The 23,131-nt window shown below is 39.1% G+C and carries 25 protein-coding genes and 1 tRNA gene; 22 read left to right on the plus strand and 4 right to left on the minus strand.

The annotated features are described in order from the left end of the window. From infA to hemW, 10 genes are all read left to right on the plus strand, one after another. Entirely contained in the window at nt 1-219 is a 219-nt protein-coding gene (gene infA, locus CQA58_RS06330) for a translation initiation factor IF-1 (protein WP_115569885.1), read from the plus strand. A 32-nt stretch (nt 220-251) separates the two neighbouring features. After that, complete coding sequence (locus CQA58_RS06335) at nt 252-1,082, plus strand: LTA synthase family protein (RefSeq protein WP_115569886.1); 831 nt, start codon at nt 252-254, stop codon at nt 1,080-1,082. A gap of 65 nt (nt 1,083-1,147) precedes the next feature. Further along, on the plus strand, nt 1,148-2,269 hold the full coding sequence (locus CQA58_RS06340) for an LTA synthase family protein (protein WP_245942791.1): 1,122 nt from the start codon (nt 1,148-1,150) through the stop codon (nt 2,267-2,269). 122 nt (nt 2,270-2,391) lie between these two features. Then, on the plus strand, nt 2,392-2,505 hold the full coding sequence (rpmJ, locus tag CQA58_RS06345) for a 50S ribosomal protein L36 (RefSeq protein ID WP_112060632.1): 114 nt from the start codon (nt 2,392-2,394) through the stop codon (nt 2,503-2,505). A gap of 3 nt (nt 2,506-2,508) precedes the next feature. Beyond that, the gene (gene rpsM, locus CQA58_RS06350; protein WP_104724882.1) at nt 2,509-2,871 is read left to right on the plus strand and encodes a 30S ribosomal protein S13; all 363 of its coding nucleotides are present in this window, start codon (nt 2,509-2,511) and stop codon (nt 2,869-2,871) included. A gap of 11 nt (nt 2,872-2,882) precedes the next feature. Then, on the plus strand, nt 2,883-3,275 hold the full coding sequence (gene rpsK, locus CQA58_RS06355) for a 30S ribosomal protein S11 (RefSeq protein WP_115569888.1): 393 nt from the start codon (nt 2,883-2,885) through the stop codon (nt 3,273-3,275). Between the two features lie 10 nt (nt 3,276-3,285). Beyond that, complete coding sequence (gene rpsD / locus CQA58_RS06360; protein ID WP_115569889.1) at nt 3,286-3,912, plus strand: 30S ribosomal protein S4; 627 nt, start codon at nt 3,286-3,288, stop codon at nt 3,910-3,912. Between the two features lie 15 nt (nt 3,913-3,927). Then, nucleotides 3,928-4,932, plus strand: a complete 1,005-nt coding sequence (locus tag CQA58_RS06365) for a DNA-directed RNA polymerase subunit alpha (protein ID WP_115569890.1) — start codon at nt 3,928-3,930, stop codon at nt 4,930-4,932. A 9-nt stretch (nt 4,933-4,941) separates the two neighbouring features. Beyond that, nucleotides 4,942-5,292, plus strand: a complete 351-nt coding sequence (gene rplQ, locus CQA58_RS06370) for a 50S ribosomal protein L17 (RefSeq protein WP_115569891.1) — start codon at nt 4,942-4,944, stop codon at nt 5,290-5,292. Between the two features lie 33 nt (nt 5,293-5,325). Next, the gene (gene hemW, locus CQA58_RS06375) at nt 5,326-6,366 is read left to right on the plus strand and encodes a radical SAM family heme chaperone HemW (RefSeq protein WP_115569892.1); all 1,041 of its coding nucleotides are present in this window, start codon (nt 5,326-5,328) and stop codon (nt 6,364-6,366) included. Here hemW and CQA58_RS06380 read toward each other — a convergent pair. Next, on the minus strand, nt 6,358-6,693 hold the full coding sequence (locus tag CQA58_RS06380; protein WP_115569893.1) for a histidine triad nucleotide-binding protein: 336 nt from the start codon (nt 6,691-6,693) through the stop codon (nt 6,358-6,360). The two genes, hemW and CQA58_RS06380, sit on opposite strands and share 9 nt — an antisense overlap. 90 nt (nt 6,694-6,783) lie before the next feature. On the opposite strand from CQA58_RS06380, the gene pheS reads away from it, so the two are divergent. The 8 genes from pheS to gdhA all read left to right on the plus strand — a co-directional run bounded on the left by pheS (nt 6,784) and on the right by gdhA (nt 16,430). Further along, on the plus strand, nt 6,784-7,758 hold the full coding sequence (gene pheS, locus CQA58_RS06385; RefSeq protein WP_115569907.1) for a phenylalanine--tRNA ligase subunit alpha: 975 nt from the start codon (nt 6,784-6,786) through the stop codon (nt 7,756-7,758). 4 nt (nt 7,759-7,762) lie between these two features. Further along, entirely contained in the window at nt 7,763-10,111 is a 2,349-nt protein-coding gene (gene pheT, locus CQA58_RS06390; protein WP_115569894.1) for a phenylalanine--tRNA ligase subunit beta, read from the plus strand. Beyond that, entirely contained in the window at nt 10,111-11,376 is a 1,266-nt protein-coding gene (gene aroA, locus CQA58_RS06395; RefSeq protein WP_115569895.1) for a 3-phosphoshikimate 1-carboxyvinyltransferase, read from the plus strand. Before pheT ends, aroA begins: the two co-directional genes overlap by 1 nt. Beyond that, nucleotides 11,373-12,197, plus strand: a complete 825-nt coding sequence (locus tag CQA58_RS06400; protein ID WP_115569896.1) for a 4-hydroxy-3-methylbut-2-enyl diphosphate reductase — start codon at nt 11,373-11,375, stop codon at nt 12,195-12,197. Before aroA ends, CQA58_RS06400 begins: the two co-directional genes overlap by 4 nt. A gap of 68 nt (nt 12,198-12,265) precedes the next feature. Beyond that, complete coding sequence (locus tag CQA58_RS06405) at nt 12,266-13,939, plus strand: 30S ribosomal protein S1 (RefSeq protein ID WP_115569897.1); 1,674 nt, start codon at nt 12,266-12,268, stop codon at nt 13,937-13,939. After that, nucleotides 13,929-14,381, plus strand: coding sequence for a hypothetical protein (locus CQA58_RS06410; protein WP_115569898.1), 453 nt, complete (start codon nt 13,929-13,931; stop codon nt 14,379-14,381). Before CQA58_RS06405 ends, CQA58_RS06410 begins: the two co-directional genes overlap by 11 nt. 24 nt (nt 14,382-14,405) lie before the next feature. Then, on the plus strand, nt 14,406-15,026 hold the full coding sequence (gene recO / locus CQA58_RS06415; protein WP_115569899.1) for a recombination protein RecO: 621 nt from the start codon (nt 14,406-14,408) through the stop codon (nt 15,024-15,026). Between the two features lie 51 nt (nt 15,027-15,077). Further along, nucleotides 15,078-16,430, plus strand: a complete 1,353-nt coding sequence (gdhA, locus tag CQA58_RS06420; RefSeq protein WP_115569900.1) for an NADP-specific glutamate dehydrogenase — start codon at nt 15,078-15,080, stop codon at nt 16,428-16,430. Between the two features lie 3 nt (nt 16,431-16,433). Here the strand turns inward: gdhA and CQA58_RS06425 are convergent, their stop codons facing one another. Beyond that, on the minus strand, nt 16,434-17,108 hold the full coding sequence (locus CQA58_RS06425; protein WP_115569901.1) for a hypothetical protein: 675 nt from the start codon (nt 17,106-17,108) through the stop codon (nt 16,434-16,436). A 71-nt stretch (nt 17,109-17,179) separates the two neighbouring features. After that, nucleotides 17,180-18,652 carry a 2,3-bisphosphoglycerate-independent phosphoglycerate mutase gene (gpmI, locus tag CQA58_RS06430; protein ID WP_115569902.1) on the minus strand — a complete coding sequence of 491 codons (1,473 nt, stop codon included), beginning with the start codon at nt 18,650-18,652 and terminating at the stop codon, nt 17,180-17,182. Between the two features lie 132 nt (nt 18,653-18,784). On the opposite strand from gpmI, the gene CQA58_RS06435 reads away from it, so the two are divergent. From CQA58_RS06435 to CQA58_RS06450, 4 genes are all read left to right on the plus strand, one after another. After that, on the plus strand, nt 18,785-19,627 hold the full coding sequence (locus CQA58_RS06435; RefSeq protein ID WP_147288616.1) for a hypothetical protein: 843 nt from the start codon (nt 18,785-18,787) through the stop codon (nt 19,625-19,627). Between the two features lie 156 nt (nt 19,628-19,783). Next, nucleotides 19,784-20,848, plus strand: a complete 1,065-nt coding sequence (gene mraY, locus CQA58_RS06440; protein ID WP_115569904.1) for a phospho-N-acetylmuramoyl-pentapeptide-transferase — start codon at nt 19,784-19,786, stop codon at nt 20,846-20,848. Beyond that, nucleotides 20,845-22,065: a UDP-N-acetylmuramoyl-L-alanine--D-glutamate ligase gene (gene murD / locus CQA58_RS06445; protein WP_115569905.1), complete on the plus strand. Its 1,221-nt coding sequence runs from the start codon at nt 20,845-20,847 to the stop codon at nt 22,063-22,065. Before mraY ends, murD begins: the two co-directional genes overlap by 4 nt. Before the next feature lie 33 nt (nt 22,066-22,098). After that, nucleotides 22,099-22,174 (plus strand) — tRNA-Phe (locus CQA58_RS06450). 347 nt (nt 22,175-22,521) lie between these two features. On the opposite strand, the gene CQA58_RS06455 is transcribed toward CQA58_RS06450, so the two are convergent. Continuing rightward, nucleotides 22,522-23,131, minus strand: a 610-nt coding sequence (locus CQA58_RS06455; protein ID WP_170126758.1) for an autotransporter outer membrane beta-barrel domain-containing protein, incomplete at its 5' end; no start/stop codon positions are given.

The raw sequence follows: 23,131 nt of genomic DNA on the forward strand, positions 1-23,131 counted from the left end.
GTGGCAAAAGATGATGTAATTGAAATTGATGGAAAAGTAGTGGAGGTTTTGCCCAATGCAACCTTTAGAGTCGAGCTTGACAATGGACATATTGTGCTATGCCATATTGCAGGAAAAATGAGAATGCACTATATCAAAATCCTGCTTGGCGATCGTGTCAAAATCGAGCTTACACCTTATAGTCTTGATAAGGGGCGAATTACTTTCAGATACAAATAACCCCAAGTTTTCTTGGGGCAAAAGGGGTTTTTATGAATCTACTTCTCAAATCATCAGCATTTGGATTGTTTATCTTCATTCTTTGCTTTCTTTTAAGGGTGGCTTTTGTCTTGTATTTGGGGATTGGACATAATGCACTTACAAGTGATGGGGCAAATACTTATGGACTAAGCTCTCAACTTGCTCAAGCATTTTTCAATGGGTTTTTATATGATAGTCGCTTGATTGCTGTATGTATGATTTTGTATTTTGTTTTTGGCTTATTGGATTTGGCACTCAATAAGATAAGAGGAAGGGACAACTTCATTTTGGCTCAAGGCTGTGCGTATGTTCTTTTTGCACTTTTGCTATTTGTCAATATTGCCAATATGACTTACTACACAATCTATAAAGATGTATTTAATATCATCTTGCTTGGAATCTTCTTTGATGATCAGAGGGCGATTTTAGAAGATGGGCTAAGTGGAAAGTATTTTTTGAGTGTGAAATTTTTGTGCTTCTTTCTCTCTTTGGGACTTTGCATTTGGCTATACAAAAAACTCATTGCTCCCCTCTCATTTAAAAAACACTATCCTATTTTGATGAGTGTAGGGAGCTTTATCCCTTTTGCACTCTGTGTAACTTTTTTGTTTAACTCTGCTTTTTCTCTCAAAGAAATTAGCCTAGATCAAGAAGTTCAACCTGTGAAAAATCTCTTTTTGCAAAAAATTACACCCTCTCCATTTAGAAGTCTTTATGGGGTATATGAGGGATATAAAGCAGGAGAAAATTCTAGCTTTGCTTCTTTTATCTCTTCCACTCCTTATGAGAGTGCACTAGATTTCTTTGCTACTACCCCCCCCCCCATGGAGAAATTGATTTAAAAGATTTACTCTCTCAAACTTCTACCAAAGCCCCACAAACCCCACCTATTAGACATATTTTCTACATTGTTGCTGAATCTCTTGGGAGTTTTGCCTTTGATAAAAAATATGATGAGATTGGGCTAGTTTCAGGAATGAAGAGTTTGATTGACAATCAAAAGGGCTTTATGATTCCTCACTTTTTTGAAAATGCTCATGGCACGATTTGGAGTATTGAAACTCAAATTGCAGGGCTGTATTATACAGGGGTGCGTTTGAGCTTTCAATCTGCAAGACTCAAAGAGCTTCCCACAGCTATAGCTTCAAATATGAAGAGAGCAGGGTATAGGACAGAGTTTTATTATGGAGGCTCACAAAGTTGGCAAAATATAGGCAATTATGCACGATCCCAAGGATTTGAAAAGGTTAATGGTTTGGGAGTCTTAGAGGATTTTGCTTTGAGAGAAAAATATCCCCTTCCTTACAAAAATGTATGGGGTGTTTGGGATGGAATCTTGCTTGATTTTGTGGCAGAAAACAATGCCAGTATCAAAGAGCCAAGTTTTCATATGATTCTTACCACTAGCTTTCATGGTCCAATGAACTTGCCTTGGGAATATATCCAAGCAATGGGGGGCAAAAAAGAGGAGTTTGAAAACTTTGCTTCCAAAATCTCTTCTCCAAAATGGGAGGCTTTGGAGCTTGGAACTTTGTGGTGGATTGATAAAAAGATTACAAGCTTTATCCACAAGGTTTCAAAACAATATCCTGATTCTTTGTTTGTCATCACAGGAGATCATACCCACTATGGCTATACTCAAGGAGTGCTTTCCAATAGAGAAGTGCCAATGATTATCTACTCTCCAAGCCTAAAGATTTATCCTCTAAGCACAGCAGGTTCTCAGCTAGATATTGCTCCCACTTTGCTTAACCTCTCCACACCCAAAGGGTTTGTGTATTATAGTTTTGGAAAACCGCTTTTCTCCACCACTCCTAGCAAAATGCCAAAAGAGAGGATTTATAATGCTTTTGAGCTAGTGGGGAGTGAGGGTGTGGTTTATACTCAACACAAGGAGTGTATCAGCTTGCCCCAAAAACAAATTTCTCAAGCTCAAGATGAAACTTTTACCCCCTTTCTCAAACGCCTCAAAGAGGGCAGGGCATTGAGTTGGTATCTATTTTCTAAGGGGTGCAAAATCAAAAAGTGATATTTTTGCAAAAAAGTGTAGAGTTTTGCCAAAATTTTGGATAGAATCCAAAGTTTATATTGCTTAAATTCTAGGCTCTATAAAAATCACTTTTTGCATCACAAAAACAAAGGAGGATGTAAATGAAAGTTAGACCATCGGTCAAAAAAATGTGCGATAAGTGCAAAATTATCAAGCGAAAAGGTGTGATTAGAGTAATCTGTGTAACACCTAAACATAAACAAAGACAAGGATAAGACATGGCGAGAATTGCTGGTGTAGATTTGCCAAAAAAGAAAAGAGTGGAGTATGCTCTCACTTACATTTATGGTATTGGGCTTAAGAGTTCCAGAGATATTTTGAATTCCGTAAATATTTCTTTTGATAAGCGAGTTAATGATCTCAGCGAAGATGAAGTTTCTTCAATTGCTAAAAAAATTCAAGAAAGCTACATGGTTGAGGGTGATTTGCGTAAAAAAGTGACTATGGACATCAAAGCATTGATGGATTTAGGAAATTATAGAGGTCTTAGACACAGAAAAGGCTTACCTGTTCGTGGGCAAACAACAAAAAATAATGCTCGAACAAGAAAAGGTAAGAGAAAAACTGTAGGTAGCAAGTAAAGGATAGTGCAATGGCAAAAAGAAGCGTAACAAAGAAAAAAGTTGTCAAAAAAAATATTGCTAGAGGTGTTGTGTATATCTCTGCAACATTCAACAATACAAATGTCACGGTTACTGATGAAGTTGGAAATGTAATTTGCTGGGCTACTGCAGGTGGGCTAGGATTTAAAGGTTCTAAGAAATCTACTCCTTATGCAGCACAACAAGCTGTTGAGAGTGCAATGGCAAAAGCTAAAGAGCACGGAATCAAAGAAGTAGGAATCAAGGTTCAAGGACCTGGAAGCGGACGAGAAACTGCTGTGAAGAGTGTAGGAGCAATTGAGGGAATCAAAGTATTGTGGTTCAAAGATATCACTCCACTTCCTCACAATGGTTGCCGACCACCTAAAAGAAGAAGAGTATAAGGAGTAGCAAATGGCAAGATATAGAGGACCTGTTGAGAAAATTGAAAGAAGATTTGGTGTTTCTTTGGCACTCAAAGGAGAGCGAAGACTTGCAGGAAAAAGTGCATTGGATAAGCGACCTTATGGACCAGGACAACACGGACAAAGAAGAGGTAAAATCTCTGAGTATGGTATGCAATTGCGTGAGAAGCAAAAAGCTAAGATGATGTATGGAGTAAGTGAGAAGCAATTTAGAAGTCTTTTCAAAGAAGCCAACAGAATCGAGGGAAATACAGGAGCAAATCTAATCCGATTGATTGAGCAAAGATTGGATAATGTTGTGTATCGTATGGGATTTGCAACGACTAGAAGATTTGCACGTCAGCTTGTAACTCACGGACATATCCTAGTCAATGGCAAGAGAGTGGATATCCCCTCTTATATGGTTCAACCTGGACAAAAAGTAGAGATTAGAGAAAAGAGCAAAAATAATGTTCAAATCAATCGTGCTATTGAGCTTTCTAACCAAGTTGTGGCTGTGCCTTGGATTGATGTGGATAAAGATAAGAAATTTGGAATTTTCACAAGATATCCAATTCGTGAAGAAGTGGTAATCCCAATTGAAGAGCGATTGATCGTTGAGTTGTATTCAAAATAATCTAAGGTGGTGTGAATGAAAACGATAAAAACTACTCCTTATGTCCCCACAGATATTTCTGTGGAGGAAGTGGGTCAAAACCACATCAAGATTACGACCTATCCTTTTGAATCAGGATATGCAATCACTTTTGCTCATCCTATCAGAAGACTTTTGATGTCAAGTTCAGTAGGATTTGCTCCTATTGGGGTTCAGATTGAGGGTGTAGCACACGAGTTTGATTCTATTCGTGGGATTGTTGAAGATGTTTCTCAGCTTATCGTTAATCTCAAAAATATTCTTTTCTTTGCCCCTGAAAAAGAGGGTGATGAGCCTTTGAAGCTTACTTATAGTTTCAAGGGAGCAAAAAACCTCAAAGCAGGAGATTTCGCACTTGAGAATGTTGAGATTAAAAATCCTGAATTGCATATCGCAACAATCAATGAGGGATCAGAGCTTAACCTTACAATTTTGGTTCAAAATGGTATTGGTTATGTGCCAAGTGAAGACATTAGAGGAATCTTGCCTGAAGGATTTATCCCTCTTGATGCATTCTTTACTCCCGTCAATAAGGTAACTTATGAGATTCAAAGTGTTTTGGTTGAGGATAATCCAAACTATGAGAAAATCGTATTTGATATTCAAACCAATGGACAAATTGATCCAATGCAAGCTTTTAGAAATGCAATCACTATTATGCATGCTCAAATGTCAGTCTTTGGTGCTGATTTATCATTGGCTGCTCCAGCATTCTCATCAAAGAGCTTAGCTGAAGATAGTGCAGAGCTAAAAACATTGATGATTCGCATTGATTCTCTAAACCTTAGTGCAAGATGCTTTAATTGTCTAGATCGTGCAAACATTAGACATATTGGTGAGCTTGTGATGATGGAAGAGAGTGAGCTTAAAAAAATCAAAAATCTTGGTAAGAAATCTTATGATGAGATTGCTGAGAAAATGGAAGAGCTTGGCTACCCTGTGGGAACAAGGCTATCAGATAATATGATTGCTCTTTTTGAAAAGAAAGTCAATAAAAAATAAGGAGAAAAGATGAGACATAAGCACGGATATAGAAAGCTTGGAAGAACTTCTTCTCATAGAAAAGCTTTGCTAAAAAATCTTTCTATTGCTTTGATTACACACGAGAAAATCGAAACAGGAGTTTTCAAAGCAAAAGAATTGCAGTCTTATATTGAGAAGCTTGTAACAACTGCAAGAAACGCAGATTTCAACACTCACAGAGCGATTTTTGCACATTTACAAGATAAGGTTGCGACAAAAAAACTTATCAGTGAAATTGCTCCAAGATACAATGGACGCAATGGTGGATACACAAAAATCCACAGAACACGCATTAGAAGAGGCGATGCTTCTATGATGGCAGTAATTGAGTTTGTGTAATCAAACTCTTTAGAGGGGTTTCCCTCTCTTTAAATGATTCTCTATCTTCATATCCCTTTTTGCACAAGCAAATGTGGTTATTGTGCTTTTAATTCAAGTAGTGATTTTTTTCATCTTCAAGATTCTTATCTTTTAGCACTATTGCAAGATCTAAAAAGAGAGCTAGAGGGCAAAAAGCATCTTCTCACAAGCATTTATATCGGTGGAGGCACACCCAATACCCTGTCCTCAAATGCTTATGAGAAAATATTTGAGCTTATCACTCAGTTTGCTACACTCACTCAAGATTGTGAAATCACACTAGAGTGCAATCCCTCTCTTATCACTTCATCGTGGTGTGAAGATTTAAGAAGTTTGGGAGCAAATCGCCTAAGCGTTGGAGTGCAGAGTTTTTTTGATGATAAGCTAGATTTCTTGCAAAGGGATCATCAAGGCAGAGATATTGCAAAAGTCTTGCAAAAAGCTTGTAGTGCAGGATTTGAAAATCTTAGTATTGATTTGATTTATGGCACTCCACTTGATAATCAAGTGCGACTAAAACAAGAGATCGCTCTTGCCTCTTCTCTTCCACTCACACACCTCTCAGCTTATTCTTTGAGTATTGATAAAGGCTCAAAGTTTTACTGCTCTCCTCCTACTTTGCCTTTGGAAGATATGGGAGAGATTGTGCGTTTGGAGTTAGAGAGCAGAGGATTTAGACAATATGAAGTATCTAATTTTTGCAAACCTTATAAATCTTTGCATAATCTCTCTTATTGGAAGGGAGAGGAGTATATCGGCTGTGGTGCAGGAGCTGTGGGCTATCAAGAGGGAGTGAGATACACTAAGCTCAAACATATCCCCTCCTATATCAAAAACCCTCATCAAAGAAGTATTGAGGTTTTAAAAGAAGAAGAGAGGCTTTTGGAGAGGCTATTTTTGGGGTTGAGATGTGAGGTGGGTGTGCCTCTCTCTTTGCTTGATGCAAATAAAGTCAAAACTCTCATTGAAGAAGATAAGGCTTATATCCAAGAAGAGAGATTGAAGGCTAGAGATTTCTTCTTGGCTGATGAGATTGCTTTGTATCTAAGCTAATCTCTCCCATTTGAGCTTTGCTCCCCCTAAAAGGTGGAAGTGCAAATGTGGCACTTCTTGCCCGCCATTTTCGCCCACATTTGTAATAAGGCGATAGCCTTTTTCTTCTAGTCCTAGAGTTTTAACCACTTGATGAGTAAATTCAAGCAATTCACTCATTGTCTGACAATCAAGAGAGCTAAAATCTTTGATTTCTTTTTTGGGAATGATAAGCACATGGATTGGAGCTTGAGGATTGATGTCATAAAAGGCAAGACATTTCTCATTTTCTAGCACTTTTTTGCAAGAAATCTCTCCATCGATGATTTTTTTAAAGATTGAACTCATATTTTTTCCTTTGTTTTTAGGGAATTATAGTGCGTATTCTTTATTTGTTTGATTACAATTCCCATTTATATTTTTTATGGGCAGGAAACAATGCAAGGGATATTAGAGAAAATCAAAAACGCCAAAAGCTCCCAAGAGCTTGAAGCACTTAAGGTTGAAGTTACAGGAAAGAGGGGAGTGATTACCCTTGCTTTTGGTGAGTTAAAAAACCTCAATGGTGAGGAAAAAAAGCAAAAAGCTCAAGAGTTAAACCTCTTTAAGCAAGAATACGAGAGGGTTTTTGAGGAGAAAAAGAGTGAAATTGAGCAAAAAGAATTATTAGAAAAATTACAAAAAGAAAAAATCGATGTCTCACTTCTAGCTCAAAACCACTTTGGCAAACCTCATTATGTCAATTTGATGATTGAAAAAATCATTGATTATTTTTCACTTTTAAACTTTGAAGTCTGTGAGGGGAGTTTGGTAGAAGATGATTTTCATAACTTTGAAGCACTCAATATCCCCAAATTCCACCCTGCAAGAGATATGCAAGACACATTTTATACCAAAGATCAAAAACTTTTGAGAACCCATACTTCTCCTGTGCAGATTCACACAATGCAGGGCAAAAAGCCACCCCTAAGGATGATTGCCCCTGGAGCTGTGTTTAGAAGAGATTATGATCTTACCCACTCTCCAATGTTTCATCAAGTGGAGGGGTTAATGGTTGATGAGAAGGGGAAAATCTCTTTTGCAAATCTCAAATTTATTTTAGAAGATTTTCTCAAATACATTTTTGGAGAAGTCAAAGTAAGATTTCGCTCTAGCTTCTTTCCTTTCACCGAGCCAAGTGCGGAAGTGGATATTAGCTGTGTGTTTTGCAAAGGTGAGGGGTGTAGGGTATGCTCTCATACAGGTTGGCTTGAAGTGCTAGGCTGTGGAATGGTTAATGACAATGTGTTTAGTGCTGTGGGATATGAAAATGTCAGTGGCTATGCCTTTGGACTAGGTGTAGAGCGATTTGCAATGCTTTATTATGGGGTAGGGGATTTGAGAAGTTTCTTTGAAGTTGATTTGAGAGGTTAGGGTTATGATCGTTACCAAGCATTTATTAGAACAATTTGTGAGTTTATCAGGAGTTGAGAGTGAGCAAATTATCTCTGAGCTTAGCAAGATTGGCTTAGAGGTAGAATCTTTTACTCCTATTAGAGTGCCTGATTTGGTTGTGGTGGGCTATGTCGTGGAGAAATCCCCTCATCCTGATGCAGACAAGCTTAGTATTTGCAAAGTTGATGTAGGAGGGAAAACTTTGCAGATTGTTTGTGGGGCTTCCAATGTGCAAAGCGATCAATATGTCGCTGTCGCTCTTGAGGGAGCAAGGCTTGATACTCCAAAAGGTGAGCTTCTCATCAAGCCCACGACTTTGAGGGGAGTGGAGAGCTGTGGAATGCTTTGCTCTAGCACTGAGTTAGGATTCCCTAAAATCAATGAGGGGATTATGCTTTTGGATAGCAGTATTGGGCATTTAGAGGTGGGGACTCCACTCAATTCTTATCCTTTGTTTGATAATTTTATCCTTGAAGTGGGGCTTACGCCCAATCGTGGGGATTGTCTCAGTGTGTTAGGAGTGGCTAGGGATTTGAGTGTTGCACTCAATCTCACATTGAGCTTGAAAAACTACAAAGATGAAAATGTGCCCTTAGGGATTGGAAGAGTGTTGCAAGTGGTTAATGAAGGGAAATTTGATAGCTCAATGCTCTATAAAGTCATCAAAATCGCTTCCATACAAACTCCACTAGAGCTCAAACTCTCCCTTGCTCTGTGTGGTTTGCAATCTCACTCTCCTATCCAAGATTTTTTAAGCTATGCTATGCATAATATTGGAGTGATTTTAAGAGGTTATGCGTTTTCTCATTTTGAAAAAAGCAATCTTGCCAATAATGTTGAGGGACAGATTCTTCTTAGGCAAAATGAGCAAGGGCTTGATTGTGTCTGTGGTAAAGACTGCTCTTGGATTGTAAGCATTAGTCCTACTCCTATTGAGCCTTCTCACGAAATGCTTGTGCTAGAGGCAAGTTATATTGCCCCTCAAATTGTTGCAGAAGCCCTCTATCAATACCCTCAAATCCAAAAAGACACCACCCTCACTTATAAAACCACAAGAGGGAGCAATCCTGATTTGCTTCTAGGAATGCAGTATTTATGCAATCTTTTCATCTCTTATACTCGCTCTGAAGTGTATTCGGGCAATCACAAACTCACTCAAAAAGAAGAGAGTCAAAGTATCAAAACGACTTTTGATTGTATTGCCAAGATTTTGGGGACTGAGATTTGCAAAGAAGAAATCGCAATCATTCTCAAAAAGCTAGGATTCAAAATCGAGGCTAGTTTTGATGAAAGCTTTTTTATGGCAACTCCACCCCCCTATCGCCACGATATTCACACCTATCAAGATATCGCTGAAGAAGTGCTAAGAATCTATCGGATTGACAGATTGGTTGCCAAGCCTTTAGAGATTGTTGAGCAAAGCAGAAAAGACAATGACAAATATTTTGCATTCAAAGCCCAAAGAGCCCTGATACAAAGGGCTGTGGCAAAAGGATTTTATGAGAGTATTCATTATGTGTTTGATGATAGAGCTAGACTGCAAAAGCTAGGCATTGAGGGGATAGATGAGAGCCTTGATGTGCTAAATCCTATCACAAATGAGCTTAATACTCTAAGGGTGAGTTTGCTCCCTGCAATGATTGAGAGCATTCAAAGAAATGAAAATTTTGGAATCAAAAAAATCGCATTTGCTGAGATTGGGGTGTGTTATACAAAAGAGAGAAAAGAAGTCAAAAAACTTGCATTTGCCACAAATCTTTGCAAAAGTGATGAGAAGTTTCCATTCCCCAAAGGAGAGGAGTGGGATTTTTATTCTTTTGCCTCAAGCATTATGGACATCATCGGCTCTTTTGAGGTGCGTGAGCTAGAGAGTATTCCTTTTGGCACTTCCTCTTCACTTCTCCACCCCTATCAAAGAGCTTTGGTGATTAAAGAGGGGAGAGAACTTGGCTTTATTGCCAAACTCAACCCCACAATTGCCAAAGGATTTGTATGTGAGCTAGATTTGCAATCTTTGATCTCCCCTGTGAAAATTTCTCATAGCAGTGGATCAAAATTTCAAGCAAGTTTGAGAGATTTGACTTTGATGATTGACAAAGAGATTGCATTTTCAGACATAAAAGAAGCACTTTTAGGGGAAAACATAGAATTTTTAGACAATCTCTATCCACTTGATCTCTATACTCAAGAGGATTTTGGAAGTGAAGTGGCACTTAGCATTCGCTTTGTATGGCAGTCTATGGAGAAAACCTTGCAAGAAGATGAGATCGCTCAAGGAATGCAAAAAGTGCTAGAGGTATTGCAAGAGAAGTTTGGGGCAAGATTGCGATAATGATTCTCTCCCCCAAAGCCAATCCTCCCAAGCTGATAGAGTGGGGGGAGATTTCCTCTGACAAATCTCTCTCTCATCGTGGAGTGATTTTCTCATTTTTGGCTCAAGGAGAGTGTGAGATAGAGCATTTTTTACGCTCACAAGACACTCTAGCCACACTCCAAATCGCTAAAAATTTGGGAGCTAGAGTGATAGAAGATTCCCAAAAAATCCTTATAACTCCCCCCAAACAAATTGCCCCAAAGGCTCAAATCCCTTCTCAAAACTCAGGCACAGCGATGAGGTTGTATGCAGGATTGCTTAGTGGAGTAAGAGGGAGATATAGCTTTAGTGGAGATGAGAGTCTAAGCCTTCGCCCAATGCAGAGGATTAAAACTCCACTAGAGCTAATGGGTGCAAAGATGAGTTCTTCTTATGCCCCTTTTGAGCTAGTAGGGAGTGAGAATCTAAGGGGGATAAAATACACAAGTCCAATCTCTTCAGCACAAGTTAAAAGTGCATTTATTCTAGCCTCACTCTTTGCCAAAACCCCCTCAGAGTTTAGTGAGCCTTTTTTGAGCAGAGATCATAGTGAGCGATTTTTGAGATTCCTTAATGCACCCATAGAGATTGAGAAAGAGAGGATTAAAATCTCTCCACTCTCCCACCCTCTCAAAAATTTTTCTATCCAAATCCCCAATGATCCCTCAAGTCTTATCTTTTTTGTCGTTGCGTGTTTGATTGCAGACAATCAAGAGATGAGTTTTGGCAATGTTTTACTCAATCCCACACGCATTGAGGCTTTTGAGGTGCTTAAGAGAATGGGAGCAAGGCTAGAGTATAAAATCACACAAGAAGGATTTGAGCCTATTGGGGAAGTGAGGGTAAGCTCTTCTAGGCTTGTAGGAGTAGAGGTGAGTGAGAAAATCTCTTGGCTTATTGATGAGCTTCCTGCTCTTAGCATTGCCTTTGCGTGTGCAAGTGGAGAGAGCAAGGTAAGTGGAGCAAAAGAGCTAAGAAGCAAAGAGTGTGATCGAATCAAAGCTGTTGTAGAGAATTTAAAAACTTTAGGCATACAAGCCTATGAGCTAGATGATGGCTTTAGGGTGGTAGGGGGTGAGTTTATTGAGGGGAGAGTGCCAAGCTTTGGAGATCATCGCATTGCAATGAGTTTCTCGCTTGTAGGAGTGAGAAAAAGAGTGGAGATTGTGGAGAGTGAGTGTGTGGATATATCTTTCCCACGCTTTTATGAGTTTTTAGCAAAAATAGTTGAGGTAGAGAGATGAAAGTAAAATTAGCCAAAAGTTTTGGGTTTTGTTTTGGAGTAAAACGAGCGATAAAGATTGCTGAGCAAAATCAAGGAGGAGCAACGCTTGGAGCATTGATCCACAATCAAAAAGAAATCGATCGCCTAAGGGAAGATTATGGGGTAAGACTTGCAAAAAGCATTGAAGAGATTGCTCCAAATGATAGAGTTATTGTGCGAACACACGGCATTCCCAAAAATGAATTAGCCTCTTTGAAAAGCCAAGATATTTCTGTAACTGATGCGACTTGTCCTTATGTAACCAAGCCTCAAAAGATTGTAGAGCAAATGAGTGAAGAGGGCTATCAAGTAGTTATCTTTGGGGATATTACACACCCTGAAGTTAAAAGCGTGATGAGTTATGCCAAAGAACCTGCGTGGGTGGTTGGCTCAATTCAAGAGCTAGAAGAATACAAGATTCCCAAAAAAGTAGCCCTTGTTTCTCAAACTACTAAGCAAAGAGAAAAATTCTTTCAAATCGCCCAATATCTAATGCACCACAGCTATGAGGCAAGAATCTTCAATACCATTTGCAATGCAACTTTTCAAAATCAAGATAGTGCCAAAGAATTGGCTCAAGAGGTGGATATTATGATTGTTGTAGGAGGTTTGACTTCCTCAAATACTAAGCAACTCTTTGAGATTTGCAAACGATTTTGTCCTGATAGCTATTTGATTGAAGATGAAAAAGGCTTGGAGCTAGAATGGTTTGCAGACAAGGAGATTTGTGGCATTACAGCAGGGGCTTCTACACCTGATTGGATTATCCAAAAAGTCAAGTCAAGCATAGAAGCGATATAAAAAAGTGCAAAATGTTGTTGTATTAAGGTAGAATTCATATTATTGACTTTAATTAAGCGAGGATAGTTATGAGAATAAACCCAGAACAAATCGAACGCTCTGCGATTGATGAAGACTTTGATTTTGAGAAAATGCTCAATGAGAGCGAAACAGATTTAGAGGGTGGCAAGATTCAAGAAGGCGTGATTGTTAGCATTGGCGATGAGTATGCGATGGTTGCTGTTGCAGGAGCGAAGCAAGAGGGAAGATTGCCACTCTCTGAAATCAGTGATGAGAAAGGAAATCTACTTTTCAAGCAAGGCGATAAGATTGAAGTGTTTGTTACACTCAATTATGAGCGATCAAGCATTTCTCACAAAAAAGTGCTTAAGATGAAAAAGCTAGAGCAAAAAATCAATGAGATTAAAGATAATTTTGAAAATCTTGTCATAGATTGCAAAATCATCAAGAAAAATCGAGGTGGATTTGTTGTCGAGTTTGATGGAGTGGAAGCGTTTTTGCCACGCAAAGAATCAGCTCTTAGAGAAGATGGCAAAAGTGTAGGCAAAAGCTTTAAGATGTGCATTATGGATGTTAAACCTCAAGAGCAAAGCATTGTAGTTTCAAGAAAAAAATATCTTGATAGCATTGAGAAAAACAAAGAAGAAATCATCTCCAAACTTTTGGCAGAAAGTGGAAACTTGCAAGGAATTGTAAGAAAAATCACTCCTTTTGGTATCTTTGTTGATGTAATGGGGGTTGAGGGCTTGGTGCATTACACTGAGATTAGCCACAAGGGTCCTGTTAATCCTGCAGTATTTTGCAAAGTAGGAGATAATGTAGAAGTCAAAGTGCTTGAATATGTCAAGGAAAAAAATCGTCTTTCTTTCTCAATCAAAGCTACCATAGAAGATCCTTGGAATGAAATCAAAGCCCAACTTGATGTAGGCGATACAATCCGAGTAGTTGTCAGCAAACTAGAAGATTATGGTGCATTTGTGGATTTGGGCAATGGGACAGAGGGATTCTTGCATATTTCAGAAATCACTTGGAATAAGCAAGTCAAGCACCCCAAAGAAGTTTTGAAGAGTGGAGAAGCTATTGATGTAGAAGTGATTGAGATTGATGCGACTAATAAGCGATTGCGTGTTTCTCTCAAAAGACTCTCTCCTAAACCCTTTTCAAAGTTTTTGCAATCTCATCAAGTCGGAGATGTGATTGAGGGAGAAGTAGTCAAGATTTTGGATTTTGGTGCATTTATCAAGCTTGGCGAGGTTGATGGACTTTTGCATAATGAAGATATTTCTTGGGAGAAAGGGCAAAAAGCTAGTAGCACTTTCAAAGTAGGAGATAAAGTCAAGGTCAAAATCGTTAAGATTGATAAAGAGAGTGAGAAGATTTCTCTCTCAGCTAAAGCACTTCAAGACTCTCCAATTGATCAATTTGCAAAATCCCACGCACTTGATAGCATCGTGAATGGGAAAGTGGTTGAAGTGAAAGATTTTGGTGTGTTTATTGAGCTAGAGGGAGGGATAGAAGCTCTTATTCGTGATGAAGATCTCTATCCTCTCAAAAAAGAAGAAATCGAGATGGGAAGCACACTAGAGGGCGTTATCGCTCATATTGATAGAAATCACGGCAAAGTGAGAGTTTCAATTCGCAAACTAGAAAAAATCAAAGAAAGAGAACAACTCAATCAATACAATAATTCTGATACCAAGATGACTCTAGGCGATCTCATCAAGCAAAGAAATGGTCAATAACAAACTCCCCGCAATTCTTGCCTTTTTCTGCCTCCTTGCTGGAGGCACGATATGGATTACCCTCAAGATTAGGCAAGATAAAACCCCAATAACTCTTCCACAAGAGCAAACCACAAAAGAGCAAAAAAGCAAAACGCAAGAAGAATGGTTTTATGCAATGGCAAAGAAACAAAACAAAACCTATTCTTACCCTACAAGTGAAATGGTGATGAAATATGATTTCAATCGAGGTGTAGAGCCTTTGAGAATCTTTGTAGGAGATTTGAGTGAGTATCGATTTTATTGTATCAACCAAGTTTTGCTAAAAAACAATATTGAATATGCCTACTATAAGACTGATAAAGTCATTCAGCTTATCATTTTCCTCAACGATAAAGAATCTCAAACCAAAATTCTCTCAGATTTTGATTATTACAATATTGCCTACACACTTCAGCAATAAGGTGGGGTTGATTAGAGATAATCTATGCAAGGCTTTATCCTCTCAAAGACAAATATCAAAAATCAAGATTTAATCCTAAGAGTGCTTACCCCATCAAAAATCAAAGAGCTTTATCGCTTTTATGGAATGCGTCATAGTATCATTGATGTGGGGAGGAAAATTGATTTTGATACTCAAAGTGATGGATATTTTTTGCCCAAGATTCATAATATCTTGCAACTTGGATATGAGTGGGAAAGAGAGTATGAGAGGGTATATGTTTGGAAAAGATTTATGGGGCTACTCAATCAACACCTCAAAGAAATCAGTGAGATTGAGAGCTTTTATTTTGAGCTTTTGGAGTGGGGGGCACATATTTTAGACAAACAGCACCCTCTAAGGGTTGTGATTGAAATGGGGGCAAAACTTTTGCAATATGAGGGGAGAAATACGCGTTTTGATGATGATTGCTGTTTTGTGTGTCAAGAAGCTTTGGGGGAGAGCATTGCTCTAGGTCGTGCATTTTTGTTTGCTCATCCCACTTGCATTCACTCTGAAGTCTTGGATAAAAACAAAATGATTGATTTTCTTAGCTCCTCTTCGAGCTTTTTGCTCAATGATGATGAGGTAGAAAAGATTTGGAATGTGTTTAATCAGGGTTTGTAAATCAAGCCAGAAAGTTGCTATATTGTTCTACTTTTGAAAAAAGGAGAAAAGATGAATTACACACAAACAATCATTGAAAAAATGAAAGAGAAGTATCCTTATCAACCTTTCTTTCTTCAAGCATTGCAAGAGATTTTGGGATCACTCAAGCCTGAGATTGAAAGAAATAAGATTTATGAGGAAAATGCGATTTTGGAGCGACTTGTCGTGCCTGAGAGAAGCATTGCTTTTAGAGTGCCTTGGGTGAATGATAATGGCAAGATTGAAGTCAATATGGGCTATCGCATTGAATTTAACTCTACTTTGGGACCCTATAAGGGAGGTTTGCGATTTCATCCAAGTGTCAATGAGGACATTATCAAATTTTTAGGATTTGAGCAAATTCTGAAAAACTCTCTAACAACTTTGGCGATGGGAGGAGGAAAGGGGGGAAGCGATTTTGATCCCAAAGGCAAGAGCGATAATGAAGTGATGAGATTTTGTCAATCTTTTATGAATGAGCTTTATCGTCATATTGGAGAGAGGACTGATGTCCCTGCTGGGGATATTGGTGTGGGAGCAAGAGAGATTGGCTATCTTTTTGGACAATACAAAAGGCTTACCAATGTTTTTGATGGAGTGCTGACAGGCAAGGGGCTTAAATGGGGAGGAAGTTTGGTGAGGAAAGAAGCCACAGGTTATGGAAGCGTATATTTTGCTAAAGCAATGCTTGAATCAAAAGGAGAGGGGCTTGAGGGCAAGATCGCGTGTGTGAGTGGAAGTGGAAATGTGGCAATTTATACCATAGAAAAACTCTACTCACTTGGAGCAAAGCCTGTGAGTGCAAGTGATTCTAAGGGAATGATTTATGATAGTGAGGGAGTGGATTTAGCACTCCTTAAAGAGCTAAAAGAAGTGCAAAGAGTGAGTTTGAGTGAATATATCAAATATCGCCCAAATACCAAATACACAAAAGTGCAAGATTATGCTAAGGGGAGAAATGAGGTGTGGAGTATCCCTTGTGATTTAGCTTTTCCAAGTGCGACACAAAACGAACTCAATGCCCTAGATGCTAAAACATTGCTTGATAATGGTTGCATGTGTGTGAGTGAGGGGGCAAATATGCCCTGCACTCTTGAGGCAACAGAACTTTTCTTACAAGCCAAGATTTGCTATGCACCTGCTAAAGCATCAAATGCAGGAGGTGTAGCGACAAGTGGGCTAGAGATGAGCCAAAATGCAAGTATGAGCTCTTGGAGTTTTGCTGAAGTTGATGAGAAGCTTCAAAAGATTATGAAAGGCATTTATGAGAGTGCTAGTGAGGTTGCCAAAGAGTTTGGAGAAGAGCATAATCTTGTTTTGGGAGCCAATATAGCAGGGTTTAGAAAAGTGGCTATGGCAATGATTGAGCAAGGGGTGGTCTAAAGACTATATCTTGGGGGGGGGGGTGCTTTGAGGAGCTTCATTGTAGCTAGGCAGAATCTTTGCAAAGCCCTTACCTCCATAAACAAAGCGAATGCTAAGCAAGACATTGTTCTCTCTTGTGGCTTCATATCCAAAAATCCCCTTGATAAACAAAGGAAGTTGCAAAGACATTTCAATAATATGTTGCTCATTGATAATCAAGCTTGAGGCAAGATGAAATCTTCCTTCAAGTGAAAGGGTTGAGTTGCGATAGAAAGCAAGTCCTCCCTCTCCTGCTGTATGTGCAAGGTTGGCATACACTCCTGTTCCCATTGTGAATTTTGCAAAAACATTATCAAACAAATAGCGTTTGGAGATTGTATTGAGGGCAAAGCTAGAGAGAATTTTGAGGTGTTTGATATTTTTGGCATAAGTATTGGAGTGTGAATCAATATCAGCATAGGCAAGAAGATGTGGGGATTTGTGTTGGAGTTGGGTTTGGATATTGAAAAAGATAGGTCTTTTGAATGAGAGAGTAGGGAGATATTTTGCTGAGGAATAGACTTTGAGCTTTTGAGAAAAAGCAGTCTTGGGACTAGAGCAAGAGAGTGCATTAGTATTGACAACATTGCAGAGAAAATAGTTTGGTGTAGCATAGACAATAGAGCCAATCAAAACAACTGCCAATCGTTTTAGCATTTTTGCCCCTTAAACTTTCTCCATTTTAAAATTTTTCAATCATACCCTAAAAACTATTAGTTTGAGTAATCTCAAAATAGTGGCTTATCCATCTCTTGAGGGATAGGAAGATTGAGGAGTTTGAGGATACTTGGAGCGACATTAGTGAGTGAGCCATTAGCCAAAGTTTTTACTCTCTCATCAAGCACAAAGCACCATACATCTCCGATAGTGTGATTGGTGAGAGTGTTGCCTTGAGCATCTTTCATCTTCTCGCAATTTCCATGATCACTTGTGAGAATGAGAGAGTATCCCTTTTTTTGAGCTAGAGAAACAATCGCCCCTAGCTCTTTATCTACACTCTCCACTGCCTTTATCCCTGCTTCAAAATCCCCTGTATGCCCCACCATATCTCCATTTGCAAAATTCACCACAATAAAATCAATCCCATTCTCCATACACTCCAAAGTCGCCCTTCCCACTTCTTCTGCACTCATTTGAGGGCATAAATCATAAGTGGCGACTTGGGGGCTAGGGATAAGAATGCGTTGCTCTTTGGGGTAGGGCTTCTCAACCCCACCATTGAAGAAAAAAGTAATATGGGCATATTTTTCTGTCTCGGCAATATGGGCTTGAGAGAGATTATGGAGGGAGAGAATTTCGCTTAGAGTGTTTTTGGGTAAGGTTTTGGGGAAGAGTATAGGCAAGGGGAGATTCTCATCATAGAGAGTGAAAGAGAGGGCATAGAGGTTGAGGTAAGTCTTTGTGTCAAAAGCATTGAAGTGGGGATCTGCAAAACTTACACTCAACTCTCTCATTCTATCAGATCGAAAGTTCCAAAACAGCACACCATCTCCATCATTTATCCCCTCAAACCCCTCAAATGCCACAGGACAAATAAACTCATCGCTCCCTCCCTCCTCATAGCTCTTTTGGATATAAGAAGAGATGGGAAGTGAGGTGGTGGGGGAAGCAGAAGTCATCACATCATAAGCAAGTTTTACTCTCTCCCACCTTTTATCACGATCCATTGCATAATAACGCCCACTCAATGTGGCAATTTTGATTTGAGAATCTAGATATGAAGAGAGAGTATCCAAAAAGTTTTGTAAACTTTGAGGGGACACATCTCTGCCATCAGAGATGAGGTGTAGCCAAATGGGGCGATTGTAGGGACGAAGCAGAGAGAGGATGGATAGCAGATGAGAGATGTGAGAGTGCACTCCTCCATCACTTAGCAAACCCACAAGGTGGATTTGATGACAATTAAGCAAAGTTTGAATGTGAGGGTGGGAGATAAAATGTGGCTCTTGGAGTGAGTGAGAGATTTTAAGCAAATCTTGATAGATGATTCTTCCACTTCCTAGCGTCATATGTCCCACTTCAGAGTTTCCCATCTGTCCCTTTGGTAACCCCACACTCTCTCCATAGGTGTGAAGCAAAGAGTGGGGAGCGTGAGAGAAGAGCCAATCATAAGTAGGAGTTTTGGCGTGAAAAAAAGCATTGTATTGTGTGCAAGTAGAGTGTCCAATCCCATCGGTGATGATTAAGATAGCCTTTGGCATTTTCAATCCTTAGTCAATAAAAGTCTTAATTTATATCATAAATAAGGTTTGAGAATCCCCAAAAGCAATCTTACTCAAGGATAAGATTTGTATAGCTTTGCTAAAATAGGAAATTTTTCAAAAGGAATTAGAGTGAGATTTTTTCAGATTTTTGTCTTTCTTAGTGTGGTTTTGCTCTCTCAAGAGCTATCTCCTCAACCCATTGCCCCTCAGTCCAAAATCAGACTTAGTGGGGATTTGAATCTAGGAATCAATTATTATCAATACAAAGAGCCTGATGTGATGGATATCACTGGACCGATGTTTTCTTTGGAGGGGAGTTTTGGTGTGGCATATAAGCTCTTTAAATTTCAACTTGATGGATTTTTCTCAACACATTTGGGAGCCAATGAATACAATGGTGGGCTATATAATTCAGCCACAAAAGAGACAATCGCTTATAGCACAGAGTCGCAAGATTGGTATTTGGGTATTGCCTCAAGAGCAGGAATGGCTTTTTCTGTCGCCCAAAGAGAGGTTGCTTTTATCTATGCAGGTTTTGGATATAGATTTTTGCACAATATGATGATTGATAAGCCCAATATCAAAGCTTCTTATGAAAGAGATCAGGGGTATTTGTATTTTTTGCTTGGAGTTGATGGAGAAGTTCCTATCAATAGACTTTTTTCTTTTTTGGCAGAGTTTCAGTATCGCCAATTGATGTATGGGCATCAAATGAGTGGAATGAAAGAGCTAGGGTATGATGATGATTTTTATTTTACTCAAACCGATGGGTTTGGAGGAAGAGTGAGTTTGGGAGGGAAATTTTATTTTCATAATCAAATCGCACTCAAGCTCAAGCTGTATTTTGATTTTTGGGCTATTGAAAACTCCGATTTGGTTGCAGGATATCAAGGTGGGAAGTATATCAGCACATTTGTAGAGCCTAGAAATTTTACTAGAGTTTTTGGTGCAAGTGTGGGGGTAAGTTTTTAGAAAAAAAGAGTTTTTGAAAATTTTTGGAAAAAATCTCAAAAACTCTGCTAAAATTACAACTTCAATCCCTTAAGTAGATTTTTCTATGGGGCTCTAGGTTCCCCCACCCCCTATCCTAGAGCCCCCTAGAGAAATCTCCCTCAAGGCTTCAATAAAATGTTTTTCTATCTTTATTCTCATTTTGGTATCAATATCTTTCAATACATTACTTTTAGAGCAGGGTTGAGCTTTTTTATCGCATTTTTTCTAAGTGTGTTTTTGATGCCTTTGTTTATCCGTTGGGCAAAAGCAAAAAAGGCAAATCAACCTATCTCAACCTATGTGCCAACGCATGAAGGCAAGAAAGATACTCCCACAATGGGGGGGATAGTTTTCACTCTAAGCACACTTCTTGCAAGTTTGCTTTGTGTAAATTTGAGCAATGCTTATGTTTGGCTTGGGCTTATGTCTTTGGTGTGTTTTTGTGCTGTGGGTGCAAGAGATGACTATATGAAAATCTCAGCCAAAAGCAACGCAGGAATGAGTGCAAAAATGAAATTTGCTCTTTTATTTCTTATCGCCCTTGTTGTTTCTGCCTTATTAAGTTATATCGGACATTGTGGGCATATCTATGTGCCTTTTATGAAAAAACCACTTTTTGATCTTGATTCTCTGCCTCTAGTGAGTATCGCATTTTGGGTGCTAGTATTTTTGGCAACTTCTAATGCTGTGAATATCACTGATGGGCTTGATGGTTTGGCCACAGTCCCTAGCATTTGTGCTTTGATTTCACTCTCTATTTTTGTCTATGTCGCAGGACACGCAGGGCTTTCAGGCTATCTTTTGTGGCCAAGAGTTATCAATGGTGGGGAGTTGGTGGTGGTTTCTGTGGCACTTATCGGTGCTCTTTTTGGATTCCTTTGGTATAACTGCCACCCTGCCCAAGTGTTTATGGGGGATAGTGGAAGCTTGGCTTTAGGTTCATTTATCGCCTATATGGCAATAGTTTCCAATAATGAAATTTTGCTTTTTTTAATCGGACTTATTTTTGTGATTGAGACACTCTCTGTGATTTTACAAGTGGGGAGTTATAAGACACGAGGTAAAAAAGTCTTTTTGATGGCTCCTATTCATCATCATTTTGAGATGAAGGGTTGGGCTGAGAACAAAATCATCATTCGCTTTTGGGTGATTGCGATTTTGAGTAATCTTGTCGCACTTTTGAGTCTAAAAATCCGATGATTGCTCTTCTTGGCTTTGGCAAAACCAATCAGGCTTTGCTTAATTATCTCAATGCTCAAGGCAAACTTTGTGTCGTGTGTGATGATAGCTTCACTCAAGAGAGGATTGATGAGAGGGGCAATATCTTTACTCCTATTCTCACCTCTCATCCCACCTCACTTCAAATCCCCTCCCCTGGTGTTCCTCCATATCATAAGATGATAAAAGAATCCACAAATCTAGTCAGTGAGTATGACTATATCCTCCCTCATATTCAAGATAAGCAGATTTGGATTAGTGGGACTAATGGCAAGACGACAACCACAGAAATGCTAGAGTGGGTATTGCGTGATTTTGGAGGGGAGAGTGGGGGAAATATCGGCACACCTTTGGCAGTCTTGGCAGAGAGGAAGCCTAAGATTTGGATACTTGAAACTAGCTCTTTTTCTTTGCATTACACCAAAATCTCTTCTCCCCACTGCTATCTCTTGCTTCCTTTAAGTGAGGATCATATCTCTTGGCATGGAAGTTTTGGGGAATATGTCAATGATAAATTGAGTGTGCTAGAGAGAATGGGAGAGGGAAGCGTGGCATTTATCCCCAAAAGCTTAGAGAATCACCCAAAAGCTAGCGGGTTTAGGGGAGAGCTTGTGGCGTATAGAGATTGTGAAGATTTGGCTTCTTGGTTAGGGATAGAGACTTTTGCTCCTGGATTTAAAGAGCCTTTTTTGCTTGATGCACTTTTGGCTCTTTGTGGGGCAAAAGTAATCTGTGGAGAGAATAGAGTAGAGGCAATGAGGGGATATAAGATAGGGGAGCATAAAATGGAGGAGATTGTAGATAGCAAGGGGAGATTGTGGATAAATGATTCTAAGGGGACAAATGCTGATGCAAGTATTTGGGCTTTGCGAAATTATGAGGGGAGAAAGATTTATCTCATTTTGGGAGGAGAGGATAAGGGGGCTGATTTGAGTGAGCTATTTGAAGAGATGAGGGGGAAGGAGATTGAGATTTTTGCGATTGGGAAAAATGCTCAAAGATTGCAAGAACTCTCAAAAGAGTATCATTTCTCTTGCAAGATTTGTGAAACTTTGGAGAATGCAGTTAAATCAATCCACCCTCTTCATACTCAAGAGAGCGTGGCTATCCTCTCTCCAGCAGCAGCAAGTTTAGATCAATTTAGCTCATATAAGCATAGGGGAGAAGAATTTAAGCGTTTAGTTTCCTCTTTGTTGTAAAAAGTTTGAATATTTCTGATATAATTTCGTTATGGCTTGATAGCTCAGTCGGTAGAGCAGAAGACTGAAAATCTTCGTGTCGGTGGTTCGATTCCGCCTCAAGCCACCATTCCTACTTCAAAATCCTCAAAGTATTTCTCAAATAAGTTTTAGTTTTGTTATCTCAAAAAACCTTTCATCTAGCTATGTTTTTTAATCCCATACTCTAAAAGTGATTATCAATAAGAAAAAAGGATAGGTTTTGGAGTAGATAGTTTGTGAGAAGTGGTGTGTATGCAAAAATCATACAAACAACTCCCACAAGATAAAACTCTGTGATACCTCTCCCCTCTAATACTCAAACCTAGAGTGATAAGAGGTATCATCAAGCCTTATAGATATATAGAGAAAGACTCTTAAGAGTCCTTCTCTTTCCCACTCCCTTTTCCACCCCTCTTTTTCTTTAATCATTGAGCCTTATTTAGTTTTGCTCTCTTGAGTATTCTTTGTTTCCCCTTGAACTTTATCTGCAGTCTTTCCTACTTCTTTGCTCTCTTTTGATTGAGTATCCTCTTTACTCTCTCCACCCTCTATCTTCTCTCCATTCTCTTTATCTTCCTTGCTCTCTTCCCCCTCTTTCTCTTCCCCTTCAATCTTGAGTGGTGCTTTGTAATCAGCTTTTTCAAGGATTGGGCTGTATCCATCACTCTCTCCAAAGCTATATCTCACTCCCACATTGACTTGATAATCAGTATTGATTTTCCCTGCAAAGCTTTTTTCAAAATCAAAGTAGATTCGAGTATTGTCTTTGATAGACATATTAGTTCCTACATTGACTACTACTCTTCCATCAGAGCTAATATCACTTAAGATATTCTCCACTCCACTCATTTGATCTGTACTCATTGTGATACTTCCCCCACTCACATAATCATACTCATAGAATGCTCCTACATAAAGTGAGGCATTGAAAGTATCTTTTTGAGTGAATTTCTTAAAGTCATAGCCAAATGCACTTCCCACTCTTGCTCTCAAAGTCAATACTGCATCAGCACTAGATTGCAAGAATGCAGAAGAATTAGCCAAA

Source organism: Helicobacter brantae, assembly GCF_003364205.1.
In the GTDB taxonomy this organism is placed as follows: Bacteria; Campylobacterota; Campylobacteria; order Campylobacterales; family Helicobacteraceae; genus Helicobacter_G; species Helicobacter_G brantae.

Coding starts and splice junctions, on each gene's coding strand:
- hemW (WP_115569892.1), top strand. CDS start 5,326: ATGATTCTCTATCTTCATATCCCTTTTTGCACAAGCAAATGTGGTTAT.
- CQA58_RS06425 (WP_115569901.1), bottom strand. CDS start 17,108: ATGCTAAAACGATTGGCAGTTGTTTTGATTGGCTCTATTGTCTATGCT.
- CQA58_RS06400 (WP_115569896.1), top strand. CDS start 11,373: ATGAAAGTAAAATTAGCCAAAAGTTTTGGGTTTTGTTTTGGAGTAAAA.
- mraY (WP_115569904.1), top strand. CDS start 19,784: ATGTTTTTCTATCTTTATTCTCATTTTGGTATCAATATCTTTCAATAC.
- CQA58_RS06410 (WP_115569898.1), top strand. CDS start 13,929: ATGGTCAATAACAAACTCCCCGCAATTCTTGCCTTTTTCTGCCTCCTT.
- aroA (WP_115569895.1), top strand. CDS start 10,111: ATGATTCTCTCCCCCAAAGCCAATCCTCCCAAGCTGATAGAGTGGGGG.
- rpsM (WP_104724882.1), top strand. CDS start 2,509: ATGGCGAGAATTGCTGGTGTAGATTTGCCAAAAAAGAAAAGAGTGGAG.
- CQA58_RS06335 (WP_115569886.1), top strand. CDS start 252: ATGAATCTACTTCTCAAATCATCAGCATTTGGATTGTTTATCTTCATT.
- CQA58_RS06380 (WP_115569893.1), bottom strand. CDS start 6,693: ATGAGTTCAATCTTTAAAAAAATCATCGATGGAGAGATTTCTTGCAAA.
- gpmI (WP_115569902.1), bottom strand. CDS start 18,652: ATGCCAAAGGCTATCTTAATCATCACCGATGGGATTGGACACTCTACT.
- CQA58_RS06405 (WP_115569897.1), top strand. CDS start 12,266: ATGAGAATAAACCCAGAACAAATCGAACGCTCTGCGATTGATGAAGAC.
- pheS (WP_115569907.1), top strand. CDS start 6,784: ATGCAAGGGATATTAGAGAAAATCAAAAACGCCAAAAGCTCCCAAGAG.
- recO (WP_115569899.1), top strand. CDS start 14,406: ATGCAAGGCTTTATCCTCTCAAAGACAAATATCAAAAATCAAGATTTA.
- rpsK (WP_115569888.1), top strand. CDS start 2,883: ATGGCAAAAAGAAGCGTAACAAAGAAAAAAGTTGTCAAAAAAAATATT.
- CQA58_RS06365 (WP_115569890.1), top strand. CDS start 3,928: ATGAAAACGATAAAAACTACTCCTTATGTCCCCACAGATATTTCTGTG.
- rpmJ (WP_112060632.1), top strand. CDS start 2,392: ATGAAAGTTAGACCATCGGTCAAAAAAATGTGCGATAAGTGCAAAATT.
- murD (WP_115569905.1), top strand. CDS start 20,845: ATGATTGCTCTTCTTGGCTTTGGCAAAACCAATCAGGCTTTGCTTAAT.
- rplQ (WP_115569891.1), top strand. CDS start 4,942: ATGAGACATAAGCACGGATATAGAAAGCTTGGAAGAACTTCTTCTCAT.
- rpsD (WP_115569889.1), top strand. CDS start 3,286: ATGGCAAGATATAGAGGACCTGTTGAGAAAATTGAAAGAAGATTTGGT.
- gdhA (WP_115569900.1), top strand. CDS start 15,078: ATGAATTACACACAAACAATCATTGAAAAAATGAAAGAGAAGTATCCT.
- pheT (WP_115569894.1), top strand. CDS start 7,763: ATGATCGTTACCAAGCATTTATTAGAACAATTTGTGAGTTTATCAGGA.